This is a genomic window from Rhodoferax sp. U2-2l, assembly GCF_020594515.1.
GTDB lineage: Bacteria > Pseudomonadota > Gammaproteobacteria > Burkholderiales > Burkholderiaceae_C > Rhodoferax.
In genome coordinates this window covers 59,437-77,677 of record NZ_JAJCTH010000005.1, presented here as the reverse complement: position 1 = coordinate 77,677, position 18,241 = coordinate 59,437, and the positions used below count along the sequence as shown (strand labels likewise).

The 18,241-nt window shown below is 63.8% G+C and carries 17 protein-coding genes and 3 riboswitches; of the genes, 16 read left to right on the top strand and 1 reads right to left on the bottom strand.

All coding sequences use genetic code 11. From position 1 onward, the window contains the following. Window positions 1-6: 6 nt before the first annotated feature. Window positions 7-792, bottom strand: a complete 786-nt coding sequence (gene bluB / locus LHU53_RS06220; RefSeq protein WP_227331357.1) for a 5,6-dimethylbenzimidazole synthase — start codon at window positions 790-792, stop codon at window positions 7-9. A gap of 44 nt (window positions 793-836) precedes the next feature. Beyond that, window positions 837-1,025: riboswitch (cobalamin riboswitch) on the bottom strand. Between the two features lie 11 nt (window positions 1,026-1,036). Continuing rightward, window positions 1,037-1,272: riboswitch (cobalamin riboswitch) on the top strand. 77 nt (window positions 1,273-1,349) lie between these two features. Here bluB and LHU53_RS06215 point away from each other — a divergent pair. From LHU53_RS06215 to LHU53_RS06140, 16 genes are all read left to right on the top strand, one after another. Beyond that, window positions 1,350-3,239 carry a TonB-dependent receptor domain-containing protein gene (locus LHU53_RS06215; protein WP_227331356.1) on the top strand — a complete coding sequence of 630 codons (1,890 nt, stop codon included), beginning with the start codon at window positions 1,350-1,352 and terminating at the stop codon, window positions 3,237-3,239. A 24-nt stretch (window positions 3,240-3,263) separates the two neighbouring features. Continuing rightward, a complete protein-coding gene (locus tag LHU53_RS06210) occupies window positions 3,264-4,697 on the top strand; it encodes a cobyrinate a,c-diamide synthase (protein WP_227331355.1) in 1,434 nt (477 codons plus the stop codon). Then, entirely contained in the window at window positions 4,694-5,605 is a 912-nt protein-coding gene (locus tag LHU53_RS06205) for a cobalamin-binding protein (RefSeq protein ID WP_227331354.1), read from the top strand. Before LHU53_RS06210 ends, LHU53_RS06205 begins: the two co-directional genes overlap by 4 nt. Before the next feature lie 79 nt (window positions 5,606-5,684). After that, window positions 5,685-6,323, top strand: a complete 639-nt coding sequence (locus tag LHU53_RS06200) for a bifunctional adenosylcobinamide kinase/adenosylcobinamide-phosphate guanylyltransferase (protein ID WP_227331353.1) — start codon at window positions 5,685-5,687, stop codon at window positions 6,321-6,323. Between the two features lie 29 nt (window positions 6,324-6,352). After that, window positions 6,353-7,195, top strand: coding sequence for an ABC transporter substrate-binding protein (locus LHU53_RS06195; RefSeq protein ID WP_227331654.1), 843 nt, complete (start codon window positions 6,353-6,355; stop codon window positions 7,193-7,195). An 11-nt stretch (window positions 7,196-7,206) separates the two neighbouring features. Further along, window positions 7,207-8,271 (top strand): iron ABC transporter permease, encoded by a 1,065-nt coding sequence (locus tag LHU53_RS06190; RefSeq protein WP_227331352.1) that lies wholly within the window; start codon window positions 7,207-7,209, stop codon window positions 8,269-8,271. Further along, the gene (locus LHU53_RS06185; RefSeq protein ID WP_227331351.1) at window positions 8,268-9,044 is read left to right on the top strand and encodes an ABC transporter ATP-binding protein; all 777 of its coding nucleotides are present in this window, start codon (window positions 8,268-8,270) and stop codon (window positions 9,042-9,044) included. Before LHU53_RS06190 ends, LHU53_RS06185 begins: the two co-directional genes overlap by 4 nt. 54 nt (window positions 9,045-9,098) lie before the next feature. Continuing rightward, entirely contained in the window at window positions 9,099-9,668 is a 570-nt protein-coding gene (cobO, locus tag LHU53_RS06180; RefSeq protein ID WP_227331350.1) for a cob(I)yrinic acid a,c-diamide adenosyltransferase, read from the top strand. Between the two features lie 91 nt (window positions 9,669-9,759). After that, complete coding sequence (locus LHU53_RS06175; RefSeq protein WP_227331349.1) at window positions 9,760-9,999, top strand: toxin-antitoxin system HicB family antitoxin; 240 nt, start codon at window positions 9,760-9,762, stop codon at window positions 9,997-9,999. A gap of 166 nt (window positions 10,000-10,165) precedes the next feature. Further along, complete coding sequence (gene bioB, locus LHU53_RS06170; RefSeq protein WP_227331348.1) at window positions 10,166-11,218, top strand: biotin synthase BioB; 1,053 nt, start codon at window positions 10,166-10,168, stop codon at window positions 11,216-11,218. 113 nt (window positions 11,219-11,331) lie between these two features. Next, window positions 11,332-12,402, top strand: coding sequence for an adenosylcobinamide-phosphate synthase CbiB (gene cbiB, locus LHU53_RS06165; protein ID WP_227331347.1), 1,071 nt, complete (start codon window positions 11,332-11,334; stop codon window positions 12,400-12,402). Beyond that, on the top strand, window positions 12,399-13,448 hold the full coding sequence (locus LHU53_RS06160) for an aminotransferase class I/II-fold pyridoxal phosphate-dependent enzyme (protein WP_227331346.1): 1,050 nt from the start codon (window positions 12,399-12,401) through the stop codon (window positions 13,446-13,448). The genes cbiB and LHU53_RS06160 overlap by 4 nt, the downstream gene beginning before the upstream one ends. Then, window positions 13,445-14,953, top strand: coding sequence for a cobyric acid synthase (locus LHU53_RS06155; RefSeq protein WP_227331345.1), 1,509 nt, complete (start codon window positions 13,445-13,447; stop codon window positions 14,951-14,953). Before LHU53_RS06160 ends, LHU53_RS06155 begins: the two co-directional genes overlap by 4 nt. A gap of 20 nt (window positions 14,954-14,973) precedes the next feature. Beyond that, window positions 14,974-15,166: riboswitch (cobalamin riboswitch) on the top strand. 46 nt (window positions 15,167-15,212) lie between these two features. After that, window positions 15,213-16,301 carry a nicotinate-nucleotide--dimethylbenzimidazole phosphoribosyltransferase gene (gene cobT / locus LHU53_RS06150; protein ID WP_227331344.1) on the top strand — a complete coding sequence of 363 codons (1,089 nt, stop codon included), beginning with the start codon at window positions 15,213-15,215 and terminating at the stop codon, window positions 16,299-16,301. A gap of 481 nt (window positions 16,302-16,782) precedes the next feature. After that, window positions 16,783-17,625 carry an adenosylcobinamide-GDP ribazoletransferase gene (locus LHU53_RS06145; RefSeq protein WP_227331652.1) on the top strand — a complete coding sequence of 281 codons (843 nt, stop codon included), beginning with the start codon at window positions 16,783-16,785 and terminating at the stop codon, window positions 17,623-17,625. A gap of 30 nt (window positions 17,626-17,655) precedes the next feature. Then, window positions 17,656-18,231, top strand: coding sequence for a histidine phosphatase family protein (locus LHU53_RS06140; protein ID WP_227331343.1), 576 nt, complete (start codon window positions 17,656-17,658; stop codon window positions 18,229-18,231). Window positions 18,232-18,241 lie beyond the last annotated feature (10 nt).

Below are 18,241 nucleotides of genomic sequence, written 5' to 3'. Positions count from 1 at the left end.
TGGATGTCAACCGGCGAGGTCGCAGGTGGCTGGCAGTGTGGCGCTGGCGCTGCAATCCCGCGCCGCCGCTGCGTGGTGCTGCAGCTGTGCGATCAGCGGCTGTGCGTTGTCATGCTGGCCCCAGGTGTCAAAGTAGAGCAAGTCCTGGATCGGCAGGCGCGGCAACCAGCCGGCGGTTTCCAGCTCCGGCTTGTCCTTGAAGTGGCTCACATAGCCCACGCACAGGTAGGCGATCGGCGTGATGTGCGCCGGGATGCCCAATGCGTCTTGCAGCGCGGCCTCGTGGAAGATGCTGACCCAACCCACGCCCAGCCCCTCAGTGCGCGCTGCCAGCCACAGGTTTTGCACCGCACACACGCTGCTGTAGAGGTCCATGGTGGGCATGTGGGTGCGCCCGATCACCACCGGGCCGCTGCGGGTGCGGTCGCAGGTGATGCAGATGCCGATGGGCGACTCCACAATGCCTTCGAGTTTGAGCGTCTGGTAGGTGGCACGTTGATCGCCCTCAAACATCTGTGCCGCCTGCGCATGGGCCACCGCAAAGGCATCGCGCACCCGCTGTTTGACCGCGTCAGACTTGACCACCAGAAAATTCCACGGTTGCATGAAACCCACCGACGGTGCGTGGTGCGCTGCGGTGAGCACCCGGCTCAGCACCTCGTCGGGCACCGGCTTGGGTAAAAACTGGCCGCGTACATCGCGGCGTGAAAAGATGGCTTGGTAGACCGCGTCGCGTGCCTCGTCGGTGAAGGCGTGTGGATCCCGGGCGGCTGGCGTCGGTGTTGATTTCATGACATTCCCCTGTCAAATGGAAACAAAGTGAACTGCCTGGCCGTGCAGTTGGTGATGTTTCAGGCCGGTCTTCTGACTTGGATTCACTTGAACCAGGCACCTTCCCAGCTTGCGCCAGTGGCATAAAACGTGGTTCATCTTCCTTACAGCGTTGGGCACGTGGCGGACTTGCACCGCCTTCCCGATTCTCCCGAAACCTGGCGGCTGCGGGCACCTGAAGGCGGCGATGATAGCCGGGCGGCACGTTAGAATCCGCCGCGTTGGTGCTCGCAGTGTGGTTCACACACGGCAGTTCAACGGGAAGCAGGAGGGTGCGGCCAACCGCCCAACCTAACCTGCGCTGCCCCCGCAACGGTAAGTGGACGAACCCCGACGGGTCCCGCTGTCATTGAGGCCACTGGATGTTTTGACACGCATCTGGGAAGGCGATGACGGTTGATTCCACCAGCCCGGATACCGGCCAACACGGTGGCTGTGCGCTTGAGAAAGCGTGCAACCGTGACGCTCAGGCACTGTCGGGGACGACGGTGAGGGCACTTAATTGGTTCTTTTCAACAATGACTTCTTTTGTTTTTTCTGTGTGCCACCGCGCACCCGTGCGCCTGTGTGCGTCCGCTTTGGCTGTTTTGGCAGCTTTCCCCGCGATGGCGCAAGACCAGTCGGCAGGGACGCTGGGGGAGGTGGTGGTGACGGCGACGCGGGTAGCGATTCCTGTGACTGACGTGATTGCGGATGTGTCGGTGATTGATCGCACGGTGCTGGATCAGGCTGGGCAAGGCAGTTTGAAAGATGTATTGGCATTTCAACCGGGCGTACAGCTCTCGAGCAATGGCGGTTACCGGTCTTCGACTGGAATATTTTTGCGAGGTGCTACATCCTCCCAGGCCATTGTGCTGATTGACGGGGTGCGCGTTGGCTCGGCCACCTTGGGTACAGCTTCTTTTGAGAACATGCCGCTGGACCGCATCGAGCGTATTGAGATTTTGCGGGGCGCAGCTTCGGCCTTGTATGGCCCGGACGCTGTGGGTGGTGTCATTCAGATTTTTACCCGTGAGCCAGAAGATGGTTTGCACTTGGCGGCTAATGTGGGTGCGGGCTCGGACGGCCAGCGTCAGGCAGGGGCGTCGATTCGTGGGCGCTCGGGGGCGATTGGCTACAGCCTGGGTGTTTCCAGGGAAAAAGCGTCGGGTATCAGCGTGACCTATAACCCGGTGGCGAACAGTTTCAACCCGGATGCAGACAGTTTTGAGGTCGCCAGTGTGGATGCCAAATTGACCGCCCAGTTGTCTAAACAGCATGCGCTCACCTTGGGCTTGATGCGAAGCGAGATGGACTATCAATTTGATGGTACGGCATACCCCAATCCATTAAGCTTGACGAAGTTGACAACCGATGCTTGGGCACGGCCCGTATTGAACGCGGTCAGTCTGAAGTGGGATGCACAGTGGTCAATCAACTGGAAATCAAGCCTCACGCTGGCTGAAAACGACGATAAATCAGTGAGCGACTATTACCGCTACGGCGATGGTGCGCTGAACGGCAGCAGCAAATTCAATACACACCGCACGCAGGCCACCTGGCAGAACGACATCAGTTTGGGCACCGACGTATTGACGGTTTTGCTCGAAACCCGATCGGAAGAGGTTGACAGTTCTACCAACTACACAGTCAAAAAGCGTGACATCAATAGTGCCATGGTGTCTTATGCGCTGAACAAACCCAACTGGAACGCTCTGGCCGTTGTGCGGCACGACGACAATTCACAGTTTGGCGGCTTCGACAACTGGGCGCTTTCGGGTGGATACAAGTTAACCACGAACTGGCGGGCTGTGGCGAGTGTGGGCACCAGTTTTCAGGCGCCCACTTTGAACCAGTTGTATTACCCCTATTACGGTGTAGCGACGCACGTTCCGCAAAAAAACTTTTCTCGGGAATTTGGCTTCAAGTATCAGCAAGAGTCGATTTCTGCGAGCGCGGTGGTTTACCAAAACGACATAGATTGGTTTATTGATACAGCAACGAACACTCAAAACAAGAAGGCAGTTCTACGCGGGTTTACCTTGAGTATTCAAGATCGCCGGGGCGACACCAGCTACAGCGCTAGTTACGACTACGCGGACCCCAGTACCTTAGACGACGATTTGCGCCTTGTCCGCGTTGCGCAAAACGTACTCAATTTGAATGTCACACAACGTTTTGGGCAAGTCAATTTGTTTGGCGAACTCAAACTCTCAAGTGACCGTGAAGACAACGCCCTTGTTTACGGAGCCCCCCGCGATGTGCTGGCCGGTTACGGCCTGCTCAATGTCGGTGCAGACTGGAGAATCAACAAGGATGTGAGTCTGCTGGCACGCATCAACAACCTGACCGACACCACCTATGTGCTGTCGAACGGCTATTCCATGCCGGGGCGCAACGTGTTTGTGTCCCTGTCCTGGGCGATGTAAGCCTATCTTGATCGCGTTGAAATCATGACCACCTGCCCCGCCATCCTCGTCGCCGCCCCCGCTTCCGGCCAGGGCAAAACCACCGTGGTGTCTGCTTTGGCGCGCTTGCATTCGCGCCAAGGCAGAAAAGTGCGGGTGTTCAAGTGCGGGCCGGATTTTCTGGACCCGTACTGGCACGCGTTGGCCAGCGGGGCGCCGGTGTACCAGTTGGACCTGTGGATCAACGGCGAGGCGGATTGCCGCGCGCGGCTGGCCGCTGCCGCCGCTGAGGCGGATTTGATCATCGTCGAAGGGGTGATGGGGCTGTTTGACGGCGACCCCAGCGCGGCGGATCTGGCGCAGCGTTTTGGCCTGCCGGTGCTGGCGGTGATTGACGCGGGCTCGATGGCGGGCACCTTTGGCGCGCTGGCCTTTGGTCTGCAAAACTACCGCCCCAATCTGCCCTGGGCCGGGGTGCTGGCCAACCGCGTGGCCAGTGAGCGCCATGCGCTGATGTTGCAGAGCAGCGTGCGGGATCCCGAGCAGTGGCTGGGCGCGGTGATGCGCAACGCCGCTTTGTCGCTGCCCGAGCGTCACTTGGGCCTGACGGTGGCCAGTGAGGTGGGGGACGCACTGGCGCGGCTGGATGCAGCGGCAGATGCCTTGGAGGCCACACCACTGGGACGGATGACGCTCTCGGATTTGCAGCGTTGGGTGGTGAATTTTGTTGCGCCCTCTGTTGGTCCGGAAGGCTGGATGGCAGCGTGGTCTGCTTCGTGTCCCCCGCCCGCGTTGCGGGCTCCTCCTTTACCTACGCAGAACACGCTGCCACCCAACCTTCCTACGCTGTGCGGGAAAACCATTGCTGTCGCCCGCGACGCAGCCTTTTGCTTTATCTATGCGGCCAATCTGGATTGCCTGCGCGATCTGGGGGTTGAACTGGTGTTTTTCTCGCCGTTGGCTGACGTTGCCGTGCCTGCGTGTGACGCCTTGTGGCTTCCCGGTGGTTATCCGGAGTTGCACGCGCAGACGATTGCCGCCAACACCGCGCTGCGCGAAAGCCTGGTTGCGTTTATTGCCGCGGGCAAGCCGGTGTGGGCCGAATGCGGTGGCATGATGGCGCTGTTTGACACGCTGGTTACCTCTGACGGTGAACGCTTCAATCAGTGGGGCCTGTTGCCTGGCACCGTCACCATGCACAAGCGCCTGGCGGCACTCGGTCCGCAGCAGTTGCCACTGACCAGCGGCACGCTGCGCGGCCACACCTTTCATTACTCGACCACCGAGACGGCGATGCAGCCGGTGGCCCGAACCGCCCGGCCGGACAGCGACCCGTTGCCCGACGCGGGCGAGGCGCTGTGGCAACGGGGCAGCGTGCGGGCCAGTTATTTCCACGCCTGGTTTGCGTCCTGCCCTGACGCGACGGCGGAATTGTTTTCGCCACCCAGCCCGGTGGCGGCATCCGGAAAGGCCTTATGACCCAAGTCGACGCGTCGGCTGCTGGCGGCACGTTGATGCCTGATGCTGTAAAGATGCCTGCCTGTGACGTGAACAGCGCGCTGGCATCCCTCCCGGTCTGGTCGCTGCCACCCACCGGCCCGCAGCGCATCGTCTGCCTGACCGAAGAAACCACCGAGTGGCTGTATCTGCTGGGGCAGGAGCACCGCATTGTGGGTATTTCCGGCTACACCGTGCGGCCCGCGCGGGCGCGGCATGAAAAGCCCCGGGTGAGTGCCTTTACCAGCGCCAAGCTCGACAAAATTCTGGCCCTGCAGCCCGACTGTGTGCTGGGTTTTTCCGACATGCAGGCCGACATCGCCAGCAGCCTGATCCGTGCCGGCGTGCCGGTGACGGTGTTCAACCAGCGCAGTGTGGCCCAGATTTTTGACATGTTGTTTCAGGTGGCGGCGCTGGTCGGGCAGGGTGACCAGGGTCGGGTCCTGATACAAAAAATGCAGCAGAATATGCAGGCGATACAAGGGCTGGTAGCTGATTTGCCCCGCCGACCCAAAGTGTATTTTGAAGAGTGGGACGAGCCACCCATCAGCGCCATCCAGTGGGTGTCGGAGCTGATGGGCATCGCTGGGGGCGACGATATTTTTCCGGAGCTGGCGCGGCAAGCCATGGGCAAACACCGCATCATTGCCGATGCTGCCGAGATCGTGCGACGCAATCCGGACATCATCATCGGCTCCTGGTGTGGCAAGAAGTTTCGCCCCGAGAACGTGGCGGCACGTGTGGGCTGGGGCGAGGTGGCGGCGGTGAAAACCGGGCAATTGTTTGAGATCAAGTCCTGCGACATCCTGCAACCCGGTCCGGCCGCTCTGACCGACGGGCTGGCGCAACTGCACCGCATCATCATGGATTGGAGTCGTGTTCATGGCTAATGTGACAGAAGATGGCGGTCATCCCGGGCGCCGCGCAGGCCATCTTGCGCCTGATCCCCAAGGGCTTGTCGTGAAGGGCATGGCCACCGTACCGGCGCGCAGTGAACTCATTCTGGGCGGCCAGAAAAGCGGCAAAAGCCGTCGCGCCGAGCTGTTGGCGCGCGACTGGCTGGCGCAGTCGGCCAAGCACCGTGCCGTGATGATCGCCACCGCGCAGGCGTGGGATGCCGAGATGGTGCAGCGCATCGCCCGCCACCAGGCCGACCGCGCGCAGCGCGTGCCGGGCATGCGCACGGTGGAAGAAGCTTTGCGGCTGGCTGAGGCCATCCAAACCCACAGCCAGCCGGACACCTTGATCGTGGTCGACTGCCTGACGCTGTGGCTCACCAACGCGCTGATGCCTGCTGAGGCACCGTTGGCCACCGATTCCATGCCTGATAGCGCCGCGCCGGGCAAGGCCCCGGAGTTTGCAAACCATCAGGCGCTGGCACAGACGCATCAAGGGCGAATAACCCAGCTTTTGGAAGCCATTCGCCAAGCCCCCGGCCCGCTGGTGCTGGTCGGCAACGAGATTGGTCTGGGTGTGATTCCGATGGGCCGCGAGGTGCGCGCGTTTGTGGATGCGCTGGGCTTGCTGAACCAAAACGTGGCCGGTGTCTGCCAGCGGGTGACCCTGATGGCCGCCGGGCTGCCGCTGACTTTGAAAGAGACACCGTGAAAAAACTGTTTTGCGCCGTGTTGCTGGGCATGGCCGCCAGCGCCCAGGCCTACGAGGTGACTGATGACCGCGGCGTCACGGTCAGTTTTAACCAGCCGCCGCAGCGCGTGATCAGCCTGCTGCCGTCCCTGGCCGAAACCGTGTGTGAACTGGGTGCCTGCAACCGGCTGGTGGGGGTGGACCGTTATTCCAACTACCCGGCCAGTCTGCAAAAACTGCCGCAAATGGGCGGCGGGCTAGACCCCAACATCGAGGCCATCGTCGCCCTGCGGCCCGATGTGGTGCTGATGGCCGTGTCCTCGCGCGCCAGTGACCGGCTGCGCTCGCTCGGTCTGAAGGTGGTGTCTTTGGAGCCCAAAACCCATGCCGATGTGCAGCGCGTGATGCTCAAAATTGGCGAGGTGCTGGCCGTGCCCGATTCCGCCAAGATTTGGCGCGCCATTGACGCGGGTGTGTCGGCAGCAGCCCAGTCCATCCCGCCGGGCCTCAACGCCACGCGGGTCTACTTTGAGGTGAATCAGGGGCCTTACGCGGCGGGTGAGTCGTCGTTTATTGGTGAAACCCTGACGCGGCTGGGTGTCAAAAATATCGTGCCAGCCAAGCTCGGGCCGTTTCCCAAACTCAATCCCGAATTCATCGTGCGCGCCAACCCGGACCTGATCATGGTGGGTGAGCGCAACGCGGGTGGCTTGGGTCAGCGCCCGGGCTGGCAAAGCATCCGCGCGGTGCGCGAAAACCGCGTCTGCATCTTCGCCACCGAAGACGCCAACACGCTGGTGCGCCCGGGCCCGCGCATGGCCGAGGGTGCGCGGCTGATGGCGCAGTGCCTGACAGACAAGGCGCCTAAAGCGCTGGCCGGGGCCAAACCTTGACACGGCACCGCATGCCGTTTCTGGTGTGGTCGCTGGTTCTGCTGAGTCTGGCACTCACCGCTTTGGGTGTGTGTGTGGGCAGCACCGGTTTTGAGAACCTGATTGGCCCGCTGCTGCACCCTGAGCTTGACCCGGCCGCCACCGCCATGGCGCAGCAAATTGTGGGCGAGATCCGCCTGCCACGCACCCTGGGCGCCTGGACGGCGGGCGCCTTGCTGGGCCTGGCGGGTGCCGTGGCGCAGGGCTTGTTTCGCAATCCGCTGGCCGATCCGTACCTGCTGGGCAGCGCGTCCGGCGCCTCGCTGGGGGTGGCGCTGGTGCTGGCGGTGCTGGGTGGCGGCGCGGGCATGCTGGGCGGCAACATGATGAATGGCGGCGTACCCCTGAGCGTGTTCTCAGGCAGCGTGCTGGTGCGCCTGGGGCTCACGGGGGCGGCGTTTGTCGGCGCGGTGCTCGCGGTGCTGTTGACGCTGGCGCTCTCCAAAGGGGTGCATCACACGCTGCGGCTGTTGCTGGCGGGTGTGGTGGTGGGCGTGGTGCTGGGTGCGGCCACGCAACTGGTGCTGCTGTTTTCGCCGGACTCGTTACAGGCCATGCAGGCCTTCATGCTGGGCTCCACCGCGTTTGTCGGCTGGACCGCTTGTGCGCTGATGGCCGGTGTGTGGGTGTTGTGTGTGTCAGCCGGTGGTTTGCTGGGCCGCGTGCTCGATGGCCTGAGCCTGGGCGAAGCCACCGCGCACAGCCTGGGCTTGCCGCTGGGTAGCTTGCGCATCGCGCTGGTGGGTGTGTTGGCGCTGGCCACCGGCACGGCCGTGGCGCAAACCGGGCTGATCGCTTTTGTGGGCCTGGCGGCGCCGCACCTGGTGCGCTCGGTCATCAAAACCACCCATGGCCGCCTGATGCTGCTGGCCAGCCTGATGGGCGGCGCCTTGCTGATGGCCGCCGACACGCTGGCGCGCTGGTTGATTGCGCCGCAGGAGTTGCCGGTGGGTGTGCTCACCGCGGTGCTAGGTGGCGGCTACCTGCTGTGGCTGATGCGGCGCAACAGCCGTGGTTTTGCCGGAGGTGGTCAGTGACACCTGCTGCACCTTCCATCGCGCTCCAGGCAAGCGGCATCAAGGCCAGCATCGGACATACCGAGATCCTGCATGACATCACCTTGGGCTTGCCGCAGGGTCGCTGGACCAGCATCGTTGGCCCCAACGGCGCTGGCAAATCCACGTTGCTGAAAGTGCTGGCGGGCCTGCTGCCACACGCCGGCACAGTGACTTTGCTGGGCCACGACCTGCACAGTTTGCCGCACCGCACCCGCGCCCGGCAGCTCGCCTGGCTGGGGCAAAACGAATCCTCGGGGGATGACTTGACGGTGTGGGACGTGGCCCTGCTGGGCCGCCTGCCGCACCAGGCCTGGCTGGCGCCGCCCAGCCCGAAAGACTTTGCAGCGGCAGAAATTGCCCTCAAAGCCACCCAAGCCTGGGACTGGCGGCAGCGCAGCCTGGGCCAGCTCTCAGGCGGCGAACGCCAGCGGGTATTGCTGGCCCGCGCCCTGGCGGTGCAGGCGCAGGTGCTGCTGATGGACGAGCCGCTGGCCAACCTGGACCCGCCGCACCAGGCCGACTGGTTGGGCGTGGTGCGCTGCCTGCTGGAAACGGGCGTCACGGTCGTCAGCGTGTTGCATGAAATCAGCATGGCGCTGCACGCCGATGAGATGGTCATCATGGCCGCCGGGCGCGTCACCCACCAGGGCGCGTGCGCCAACCCCGACACCCACCGCGCGCTGGAAGCCGTGTTTGACCACCGCCTCAGCATTCACCCGCTGGCCAACCAGTGGGTGGCACTGCCCAATTAATGGGGATCTGACCCCAATTGGGAACTCAATTTCACCTGATCCACATCGAGTCACATGCAAACCGAAACCCCTCCCTCTGAAAAACCCTACGACAAACCGGAGGGCGAACGCCGCGGCCTGGTCATCGCCAACACCGGCGACGGCAAAGGCAAAAGCACCGCCGCCTTTGGCCTGGCCCTGCGCGCGCATGGGCGCGGCAAGGTGGTCAAAATTTTCCAGTTCATGAAAGTGCCCACGGCGCGTTTTGGGGAACACCGCATGTTTGAGCAGTTCGGTATTCCGATTGAAGGCCTGGGCGACGGCTTCAGCTGGAAAAGCCAGGACCTGGAACATTCCGCCCAATTGGCGCGTGACGGCTGGCTCAAGGCCAAAGCCGCCATCCTCAGCGGTGACTATTTCATGGTGACGCTGGACGAAATCACCTACCCGCTGATCTACGGCTGGTTGCCGCTGGACGATGTTTTGGAAACGCTCAAAACCCGCCCCAGCCATGTCCATGTGGTGCTGACCGGGCGCCGCTGCCCGCCCGAGATCATCGCGCTGGCCGACACCGTGACCGAGATGACGCTGATCAAACACGCCTTCAAAGCGGGGGTGCCAGCGCAGCGGGGGATTGAGGATTGATGGGTCGGGTCGGGTGTTGAACTGGAATGGCTGTCGGTGTCATCGCGGTGACGCCGGCGCAATTTCTGCAAATTTTGACGGAGAAACGCACATGACTGCCATCACGATACGTTTGCCCAACTCGGTGCACGAGAGCATCAAGCAACTCGCGCGCAAGGACGGCATCTCCGTCAACCAGTTCATTGCCAGCGCCGCGTCAGAGAAGATGGCGTCATTTCAGACGCTGGACTTTCAGCGCCGCGAAGCCGCCTTGGGCAAGCGGGAAGATTTTGAAAAGTTTCTGGCCTTGGTGCCGGATGGCCCCGCACAGGCCGGGGATGAGTTGAGTTGACCTGACCTGACCGTTGATCGGAATTTTGGCGTGAACCTCGACCACCCCACCCTGAACCCCCTGCGCCACCAGCACCCGGCGTGGCTGGCGGCGCCAGGCGCTCTCAGAAGTGACGGCGCGCACCCCACACCACGGCTTTATTTAACTATTTTTGGAAACCACCACCATGTCTCATCGTCCCGATGCGCTTGCCCACGAGCACCCACTGCAATTTCACGCCTGCCTGGATGAGCATCCTGCGCGGCCCGCCTCGGGTCAACCCGTGTGGTCGGTGGACGAGGTGCTGGCTTTGCTGGCGTTGCCTTTTCCGGACCTGATCTACCAGGCGCAGACGGTTCACCGCGCCCACTTTGACCCGCATCTGGTTGAACTGGCAACGCTGCTGTCGGTGAAAACCGGCGGTTGCCCCGAAGATTGCAGCTATTGCCCGCAATCGGTGCATGCCGACGCTGGCGTGCCAGCCAGCAAGCTCATGGCGGTGGATGCGGTGCGGACGGCAGCGCTTGCGGCCAAGGCCGCCGGGGCGACCCGTTTTTGCATGGGTGCAGCCTGGCGAGCGCCCAAAGACCGCGATATCGAGGTGGTCGCCGAGATGGTCAGGGAGGTCAAGGCCGCCGGGCTGCAAGCCTGCGCCACCCTGGGCATGTTGGCAGAGGGCCAGGTCGACGTTCTGCGCGATGCCGGGCTGGACTATTACAACCACAACCTCGACAGCGCGCCTGATCTGTATGGCGACATCATCACCACCCGTGATTACCAGGACCGGCTGGACACGCTGGCGCGGGTGCGCCGGGCCGGGGTGTCGGTGTGCTGCGGGGGCATCGTCGGTTTGGGTGAAACGCGCCTGCAGCGCGCCGGACTGATTGCCGAGCTGGCCAACCTGAACCCGTACCCCGAGTCGGTGCCCATCAACCATCTGGTCAAAGTGGCCGGCACGCCGCTGGCCCATCAGCCCGACCTGGACCCGCTGGAGTTTGTGCGCGTGATTGCTGTGGCCCGCATCACCATGCCCATGGCGCGTGTCCGCCTGTCGGCAGGCCGCCATGACATGAGTGACGCGGTGCAGGCGCTGTGCTTTGTGGCCGGCGCGAATTCCATTTTTTATGGCGAGAAACTGCTGACCACAGACAACCCCGAGGGCAGTGACGATCTGGCGCTGCTGACCAAATTGGGCCTGCAGCCGGGCGAGCCGGTGGCGCGTGCGCCGTCTGCGGCCTGAGCCGGTGCCGCAAGCCAGGGGTGATGCGTGAGCAGGTCATTTTTCTCAACCACCGTGGAGGCCACGGCCACGTTGCCGGGGTGGCCTGCGCAACAGGGTGAAGGGGCAGGGGCATGAGCCTGTCGGTTGCCATGGCAGCCCTGCTGCTGGCCCTGCTCATCGACCGCCTCTGGGGCGAGCCGCCGGTGCGGCTGCACCCGGTGGTGTGGATGGGCAACTACCTGGGCTGGGCGGGCCAGCGGCTGCAGCGTGGGGTACGGGCTGCGACCTCTGCGCCACGGTGGCAGCCGTCTGCCGGGCCGCTGGCCGACGCGGTAGGGGCGGCAGATTACAGATCGTTTGCGTTCGGCGTTCTCTACTGGGTTGGGGGGGTTACGCTGTTTACCGTTGTCGCCTGGTGGTTGGAGCAAGGTCTTGGGTTGGCGGGGCAGTGGGCGGCGGCGGGTGTGATGGGTGGGCCAGGCATCGCTGGTGGCGAGGCTGCTGACGGGTTGGCCACCGGCCTGACGGCCGTGCTGCTGGCCTTGCTGCTCAAACCCATGTTGGCCTGGGCCATGCTCCAGTCTGAAGTGCAGGCGGTCGAAGCGGCCTTGCAGCAGTCGCTGTCCGCGGGCCGCGAACGGCTGGGCTGGCTGGTGAGCCGCGACACCGCCACCTTGAGCGAAGCCCAGGTGCGTGAAAGCGCCATCGAATCGCTGGCAGAAAACCTCAACGACTCGGTGGTGGCGCCCATTTTCTGGTTCGTACTGCTGGGCCTGCCCGGCGCGGTGGCTTACCGCTTTGCCAACACGGCTGACGCCATGTGGGGCTACAAAGGTGTCTACAAAGGCCAGAACTGGGAGTGGGCCGGCAAGTGGGCGGCGCGGGTGGACGACGTGCTGAACTGGCTGCCCGCGCGCCTGACCGGGCTGCTGCTGGTGTTGATCGGCGGGATCAAGATGGCTGACTTGCGTCGCGAGGCCATCAAAACCCCGTCGCCCAACAGCGGCTGGCCGATGGCGGCGATGGCGCTGGCACTGGGCATCCGGCTCGGCAAACCGGGCGTGTATGTGCTCAACCCGGCTGGTGGCGAGCCGCTGGCGGCGCGCACGCAGCAGGCGATTGTTTGTGCATCCAGAGCGCTTCTGGCCCTGGTACCCCTGGCGCTTGTTGGGCTGGTTTTGAAAGCGTGGTTGACGCCGTGAACACCTCACCCCCGATACTTGCCACGCTTGCTGGCGCCTGGGTCCATGGCGGTGTGGACGCCTTGGGCGCGCCGCGCTTTGACTTTTCGACCAACAGCAACGCCTGTGGTCCCTGCCCGCAGGCCTTGGCGGCCGTACAGGCAGCAGATGCCACGCGTTACCCCGACCCGGCTTACACGACCCTGCGCCAGAAGCTGGCGGCCTTTCACGGCGTGGCCCCCGAGCGTCTGCTGGTGGCTGGCAGCGCCAGTGAATTCATCTTCCGGTTCACCGCGTGGGCGCATCAACAAGGCGTGCGCGCGGTGCATTTGCCCGACCACCATTACGGTGATTACGCGCGCGCCGCGCAGGCCTGGGCTTTGCAGCGCAGCGACGACCCGGCCGACGCCTTGTGCTGGGCGTGTGAGCCGTCCAGCCCGCTGGGCCAGGCCCACGCTGGCTGGCAGCTGGCAGCGGCCCGGTTCACCGTGCTGGACCGCGCCTACGCCCCGCTGCGTCTGAGCGGTGCCGCATCGCTGACCGCCGCACAACTTGACCGGGTATGGCAGCTGTTCACCCCCAACAAGGCGTTGGGTTTGACGGGTGTTCGTGCTGCGTATGTGATAGCGCCTGACCTTGGCTCAGCGCAGGATGGGGTTCAGGAACGGCCTGACTTGGAGCGTCTGAACCTGATGGCGCCGTCCTGGCCCGTGGGCGCACATGGCGTGGCGATGTTGCAAGCCTGGGTGTCGCCAACAGTGCAGGACTGGCTGGCCAACAGTCTGCAGACGCTGCGCTCCTGGAAGCTGCGCCAGACCGAGCTGCTGACCCAAGCTGGCTGGCAAGTCGCGCCCAGCGAAGCCAACTATTTTTGTGCCCGGCCGCCGCAACCCTTGAACCTGGCCACCTTGCGCCAGACCCACGGCATCAAACTGCGCGATGCCACCTCGTTCGGCCTGCCCGGCTGGTGGCGCCTCGGGGTGCTCGCGCCGCAGGCGCAGGATGCGCTGGCGGCGGCACTTCAAGACGCAGCCGTGCGTCACAACCTTTTGGAAACATCGACATGACCGCCACATGCATCATGGTGCTCGGCACCACCAGCGGCGCCGGCAAAAGCTGGCTCGCCACCGCGCTGTGTCGCCATTACGCACGCCAGGGCTTGAAAGTCGCAGCCTTTAAAGCGCAAAACATGAGCAACAACGCGCGGGTGGTTGCTTCAGAAAATGGCCAGGGCGAGATTGGCAGCGCGCAATACTTCCAGGCGCTGGCCGCTAAAGCCGTGCCCGATGTGCGCATGAACCCGTTGCTGCTCAAGCCCGAGGCCGACACCCACAGCCAGGTGGTGCTGATGGGGCAGGTCAGCGCTGAACTGACCGCCCTGCCGTGGCGCGGGCGCAGCCTCAGGGTCTGGCCGCAGATTGCCGCTGCGCTGGACGCCCTGCGTGCCGAGAACGATGTGGTGGTGATCGAGGGCGCGGGCTCGCCCGCCGAGATCAATTTGTCGAGCAGCGACATCGTCAACATGCGCGTGGCGCTGCACTGCCAGGCTGCCTGCCTGCTTGTCACCGACATCGACCGGGGCGGCGCGTTTGCGCACCTGTACGGCACTTGGGCGCTGCTGCCTGAGGAAGAGCGTGCGCTGATCAAAGGCTTTGTGCTGAACAAGTTTCGCGGTGACGCCAGCCTGCTGGCGCCCGCACCGCAGATGCTGCAAGACCTGACCGGCATCCCGACGGTGGCCACCTTGCCGATGTGGTGGCAGCATGGCCTGCCCGAGGAAGACGGTGTGTTTGATGACCGCTCGGTCGCTAAAGGTTCGGTGAACCTCACGGTTGCGGTGATCGCTTACCCGCGCATCAGCAACCTGGACGAGTTCCAGCCTTTGAAAAACATCCCCGGTTTACGTCTGAAGTGGGTGCGTTCACCGACCGAACTGGCGGGCTTGAGCACGTCTGACTGGATTGTGCTGCCAGGGTCCAAGAGCACCAGTGCTGACCTGGCCTGGTTACGTTCCCAAGGGCTGGACGCTGCCGTGGCCCAGCATGCCGCGCGGGGTGGGGCGGTGCTGGGTGTGTGTGGGGGGCTGCAAATGCTGGGTGAGGCGCTGATTGACACCCACGGTGTCGACGGCAATGCGCCCGGCCTGGGCCTGTTGCCGCTGGTGACGCAGTTCGACATGGCCAAGACGGTGCAGCACACTCACAGCACCTTTGCCACCCACATGCTGGGCCAGCAAATGGGCGCTGCGGCCAACCCCTGGGCTGCGTTGGCGGGTGTGTCGGTGTCCGGCTACGAAATCCACCACGGCCAGACCAGCCAGCACCCGGCGATGGCGCAGGCCGGTGACGTGGCGCATGCGGTGTTGCCCGATGGCTTGGGCTGGCAAAACGCGGCGGGTAATGTGTTGGGCATTTATTTGCACGGCTTGATGGAGCATCCGGCGGCGTTACAGGCGTTGTTTGGCGCGCGTCTGAGTGGCCCGGTGCCGACGCTGGAAACCGTGTTTGAGCGCATGGCCGACTTCATCGACACCCATTTTGAGCCGGGGGTGCTTGACAGCCTGGTGCGCTGAAATCAGGCCTGCGCGGGCTGCTATGATTCTGCGCTTCAGGTGCCCGCAGGCTATTGGCCTGCAGGAGAATCGGGAAGACGGTGTGAATCCGTCGCGTGCCCAACGCTGTAAGGCTGATGCCCTTCACAAATAGCCACTGGCTGCCAGGCCGGGAAGGTGTGACGGGGCAGATGACGCCAAGCCAGAAGACCGGCCTGATGTTGTTATGGGTGCTGCAAGGCCGGGCAGCGCCTCCACCATTCACGCACAGGGGACTGCTTTGAATACCACTCTTCCCGTCCTGACGGACATCTCTTCGCCTGCTCTGACCACCACACTGCAGGCCAAAATCAACAACAAAACCAAGCCACTGGGCTCTTTGGGCCGCATCGAAGACCTGGCGCTCAAGATCGGCCAGATCCTGGGCACGGACAACCCGGTGCTGGACCAGGCCCAGATGGTGGTGTTTGCCGCCGACCATGGTCTGGTGGCACGCGGTGTGTCGGCCTTCCCCAAAGAGGTGAGCTGGCAGATGGTCGAGAACTTCCTCGCTGGTGGCGCAGCCGTCAGTGTGTTCTCCAAACAAAACGGCATCGCGCTCAACGTGGTCGACTGCGGTGTGGACCACGACTTTCTGGCCGGTTTGCCATCCGGCGCACAACGCCCGGGCTTGATGGTGCGTAAGGTGACGGGTGCCGAAGGTGGCACTGCGGATGCCTCGGTGCAACCCGCCATGACCATCGCCCAGTGCAAAGAGGCGCTGCAAAACGGCATGGACATCGTCAAAAGCCTGCCCGGAAACGCGTTGTTGCTCGGTGAAATGGGCATTGGCAACACCTCGGCCGCGTCGCTGTTGCTGGCCCGCTTGACCGGGTTGGACATCGATGTCTGCACCGGCGCTGGCACCGGCCTGGACGCGCCAGCCGTGCAACGCAAGGCGGCGGTGCTGCGTGAGGTGTTGACCCGCCATGCGGGTGTGACCGAACCGCTGGAGGTGCTGGCCACTATTGGCGGGCTGGAGATTGCCACCATGGTGGGTGCGGTGATGCAGGCCGCGCATGAGCGCCGGGTGGTGGTGGTGGACGGATTCATTGCCACCAGTTCGATCCTGGTGGCCCATGCCTTGCAGCCGCTGGTGTTGCAGCGTTGTGTGTTTGCCCACCGCTCCGGTGAGCGCGGCCATGAGTTCATGCTGCAGCACTTGGGTGTACAAGCCTTGCTGGACTTGGGTCTGCGTCTGGGTGAAGGCTCGGGCGGTGCGCTGGCCTGGCCGCTGCTGCAGTCGGCTTGCACCATGTTGCGCGAGATGGCGAGTTTTGCGTCGGCCGGTGTGGCCGAGCAGGAGAACAAAGACAGCGTCAAGGTGTGATCATTGGGTTAGCGCTGTTGATTGACCTTGAACCAATGGCTGTTGGTCTTTGGTGAATGGCCATTGGCAGCGCAACGCCCACCACAAAACCAGGCGGGGATGGGCTCAAGGTTTGGGCCGATTTTAAAAAGCGAAGCGTCATGAGGCCCGGGCCTTGAGCCCGTCCCCGCCTGCGTGTGCTGACTGCGTTTGTCGATGGTTTTTTGAATTGGCAGATCCAGCCAGTCAAACGCCAGTGGCCTGAACCGGGCCGCGGGCAGGGCGGACGCCGAGGCCTCATGACGCTTCGCTTTTTGAAATCGGCCTCGACATCCGCCCTACCCGCGACCCTTGACGCTTCAGATCGGACACTGTTTCGTCCAAACGTCGCTGCGAAAGCCAAAGCCCTCACCCTGGCCCTCTCCCAGAGGGATAGGGGAAAAGCCAACGCTCATCAACCCTGCCCGACAATCGATCCCTTCAAGTCGCACCAGACATGTCCATGACCCAAGCCATTCGCCACTACCTCCTGTGCATCCAGTTCTTCACCCGCATCCCCATCACCGGGGCGCTGGCCGCTTGGGTGGGGTACAGCCCGGCCATGTTGCGCGCCAGTGCCGGGCACTTTCCGGGGGTTGGCGTGCTGGTTGGTGGGCTGGTGGCTGCGTTCACGGCGGCGCTGTTGATGCTGTTGCCCGCCACTGGCTCGGCACCGCTGGTGGCGGCGGCTTTGGGCACGGTGTTCTCGGTGCTGCTCACCGGTGCGTTTCATGAAGACGGCCTGGCCGACGTGGCGGACGGGCTGGGCGGCAGTTATGACCGCAACCGTTCGCTGGAGATCATGAAAGACTCGCGCGTCGGCGCATTTGGCGCCATTGCGGTGGTTCTGGCGCTGCTGACCAAGGTGGTGCTGCTCGGGCTGCTGGGTGATGTGAGTGCGCCGCTGCTGGTGCTGGCGCTGTTTGTGGCGCATGTGGTGTCGCGCACCTGGCCGCTGCTCACCATCCGGCTGCTCACCCACGTGGGCGATGCGGCGGGCTCCAAGTCCAAGCCGCTGGCGGACCAGATCAGCCTTGCCGCGCTCATGACTGGCTTCATGTGGTGTCTTGCGGCCATCGTGCTGACGGTCTATGCGCAGGCGGCGACGGACTTTGTCTCGCTGGACGTGTCTGGCGCAGATTTGCTGCAAGCGCTGGCCCATGCGCTGGTGGCCTCGTTGCTGGCGTGGGTGTGGATGACGCGCTGGTTGGCGCGCCGCCTGGGTGGCTTCACCGGTGACTGCCTGGGCGCCATACAACAGGTGTGTGAACTGGCGTTTTACCTTGGGTTGGCGCTCAGCCTGTGATGCCAGCGCCAGCCGTTTGCATTTTTTCCCATGCCGCCTGACCGTCAACCCCGCACCTTGCACCTGGTGCGCCACGCCCAGCCGCTGATTGCGCCAGGGGTGTGCTACGGCGCGCTGGATGTGTCCGCCTGCGCCAGCGCCACCCAACAAGCCGCCCAGGCCTTGGCGCCAAACCTGCCACGCGCTGCGGTGCTGCTGAGCTCCCCCCTACAACGCTGTGTGCAGCTTGCCAAAGCACTGCAAGCGCTGCGGCCTGATGTGACCTGTCACACCGATGCGCGCCTGGTCGAGATGAACTTCGGCCGCTTTGAGGGCCTGCGTTGGGACAGCATCCCGCGCCAGGCGCTGGACGACTGGACGGCAGACTTCTGGCAACACCGCTTTGGCGGCGCCGAGAGTGTGGCGCAGGTGATGGCTCGTGTTGCACAAGTCTGGGACGAAGCCCTGGCCAGCGCGCAACCGCAGGTCTGGGTCACCCACGCCGGGGTGATTCGCACCGCCACGCTGCTGGCGCGCGGCGTGCGCCGTATTGACCAGGCCACCGACTGGCCGCAGGCGGCGCCCGCCTTTGGCCAGTCGCTGGTGTTGGCGGGTGCGACGCGTTGACCGGTTGGCG

Coding starts and splice junctions, on each gene's coding strand:
- bioB (WP_227331348.1), top strand. CDS start 10,166: ATGTCTCATCGTCCCGATGCGCTTGCCCACGAGCACCCACTGCAATTT.
- LHU53_RS06155 (WP_227331345.1), top strand. CDS start 13,445: ATGACCGCCACATGCATCATGGTGCTCGGCACCACCAGCGGCGCCGGC.
- LHU53_RS06190 (WP_227331352.1), top strand. CDS start 7,207: ATGCCGTTTCTGGTGTGGTCGCTGGTTCTGCTGAGTCTGGCACTCACC.
- LHU53_RS06145 (WP_227331652.1), top strand. CDS start 16,783: ATGACCCAAGCCATTCGCCACTACCTCCTGTGCATCCAGTTCTTCACC.
- LHU53_RS06215 (WP_227331356.1), top strand. CDS start 1,350: ATGACTTCTTTTGTTTTTTCTGTGTGCCACCGCGCACCCGTGCGCCTG.
- cbiB (WP_227331347.1), top strand. CDS start 11,332: ATGAGCCTGTCGGTTGCCATGGCAGCCCTGCTGCTGGCCCTGCTCATC.
- LHU53_RS06210 (WP_227331355.1), top strand. CDS start 3,264: ATGACCACCTGCCCCGCCATCCTCGTCGCCGCCCCCGCTTCCGGCCAG.
- bluB (WP_227331357.1), bottom strand. CDS start 792: ATGAAATCAACACCGACGCCAGCCGCCCGGGATCCACACGCCTTCACC.
- LHU53_RS06175 (WP_227331349.1), top strand. CDS start 9,760: ATGACTGCCATCACGATACGTTTGCCCAACTCGGTGCACGAGAGCATC.
- LHU53_RS06195 (WP_227331654.1), top strand. CDS start 6,353: ATGGCCGCCAGCGCCCAGGCCTACGAGGTGACTGATGACCGCGGCGTC.
- LHU53_RS06140 (WP_227331343.1), top strand. CDS start 17,656: ATGCCGCCTGACCGTCAACCCCGCACCTTGCACCTGGTGCGCCACGCC.
- cobO (WP_227331350.1), top strand. CDS start 9,099: ATGCAAACCGAAACCCCTCCCTCTGAAAAACCCTACGACAAACCGGAG.
- LHU53_RS06205 (WP_227331354.1), top strand. CDS start 4,694: ATGACCCAAGTCGACGCGTCGGCTGCTGGCGGCACGTTGATGCCTGAT.
- LHU53_RS06200 (WP_227331353.1), top strand. CDS start 5,685: ATGGCCACCGTACCGGCGCGCAGTGAACTCATTCTGGGCGGCCAGAAA.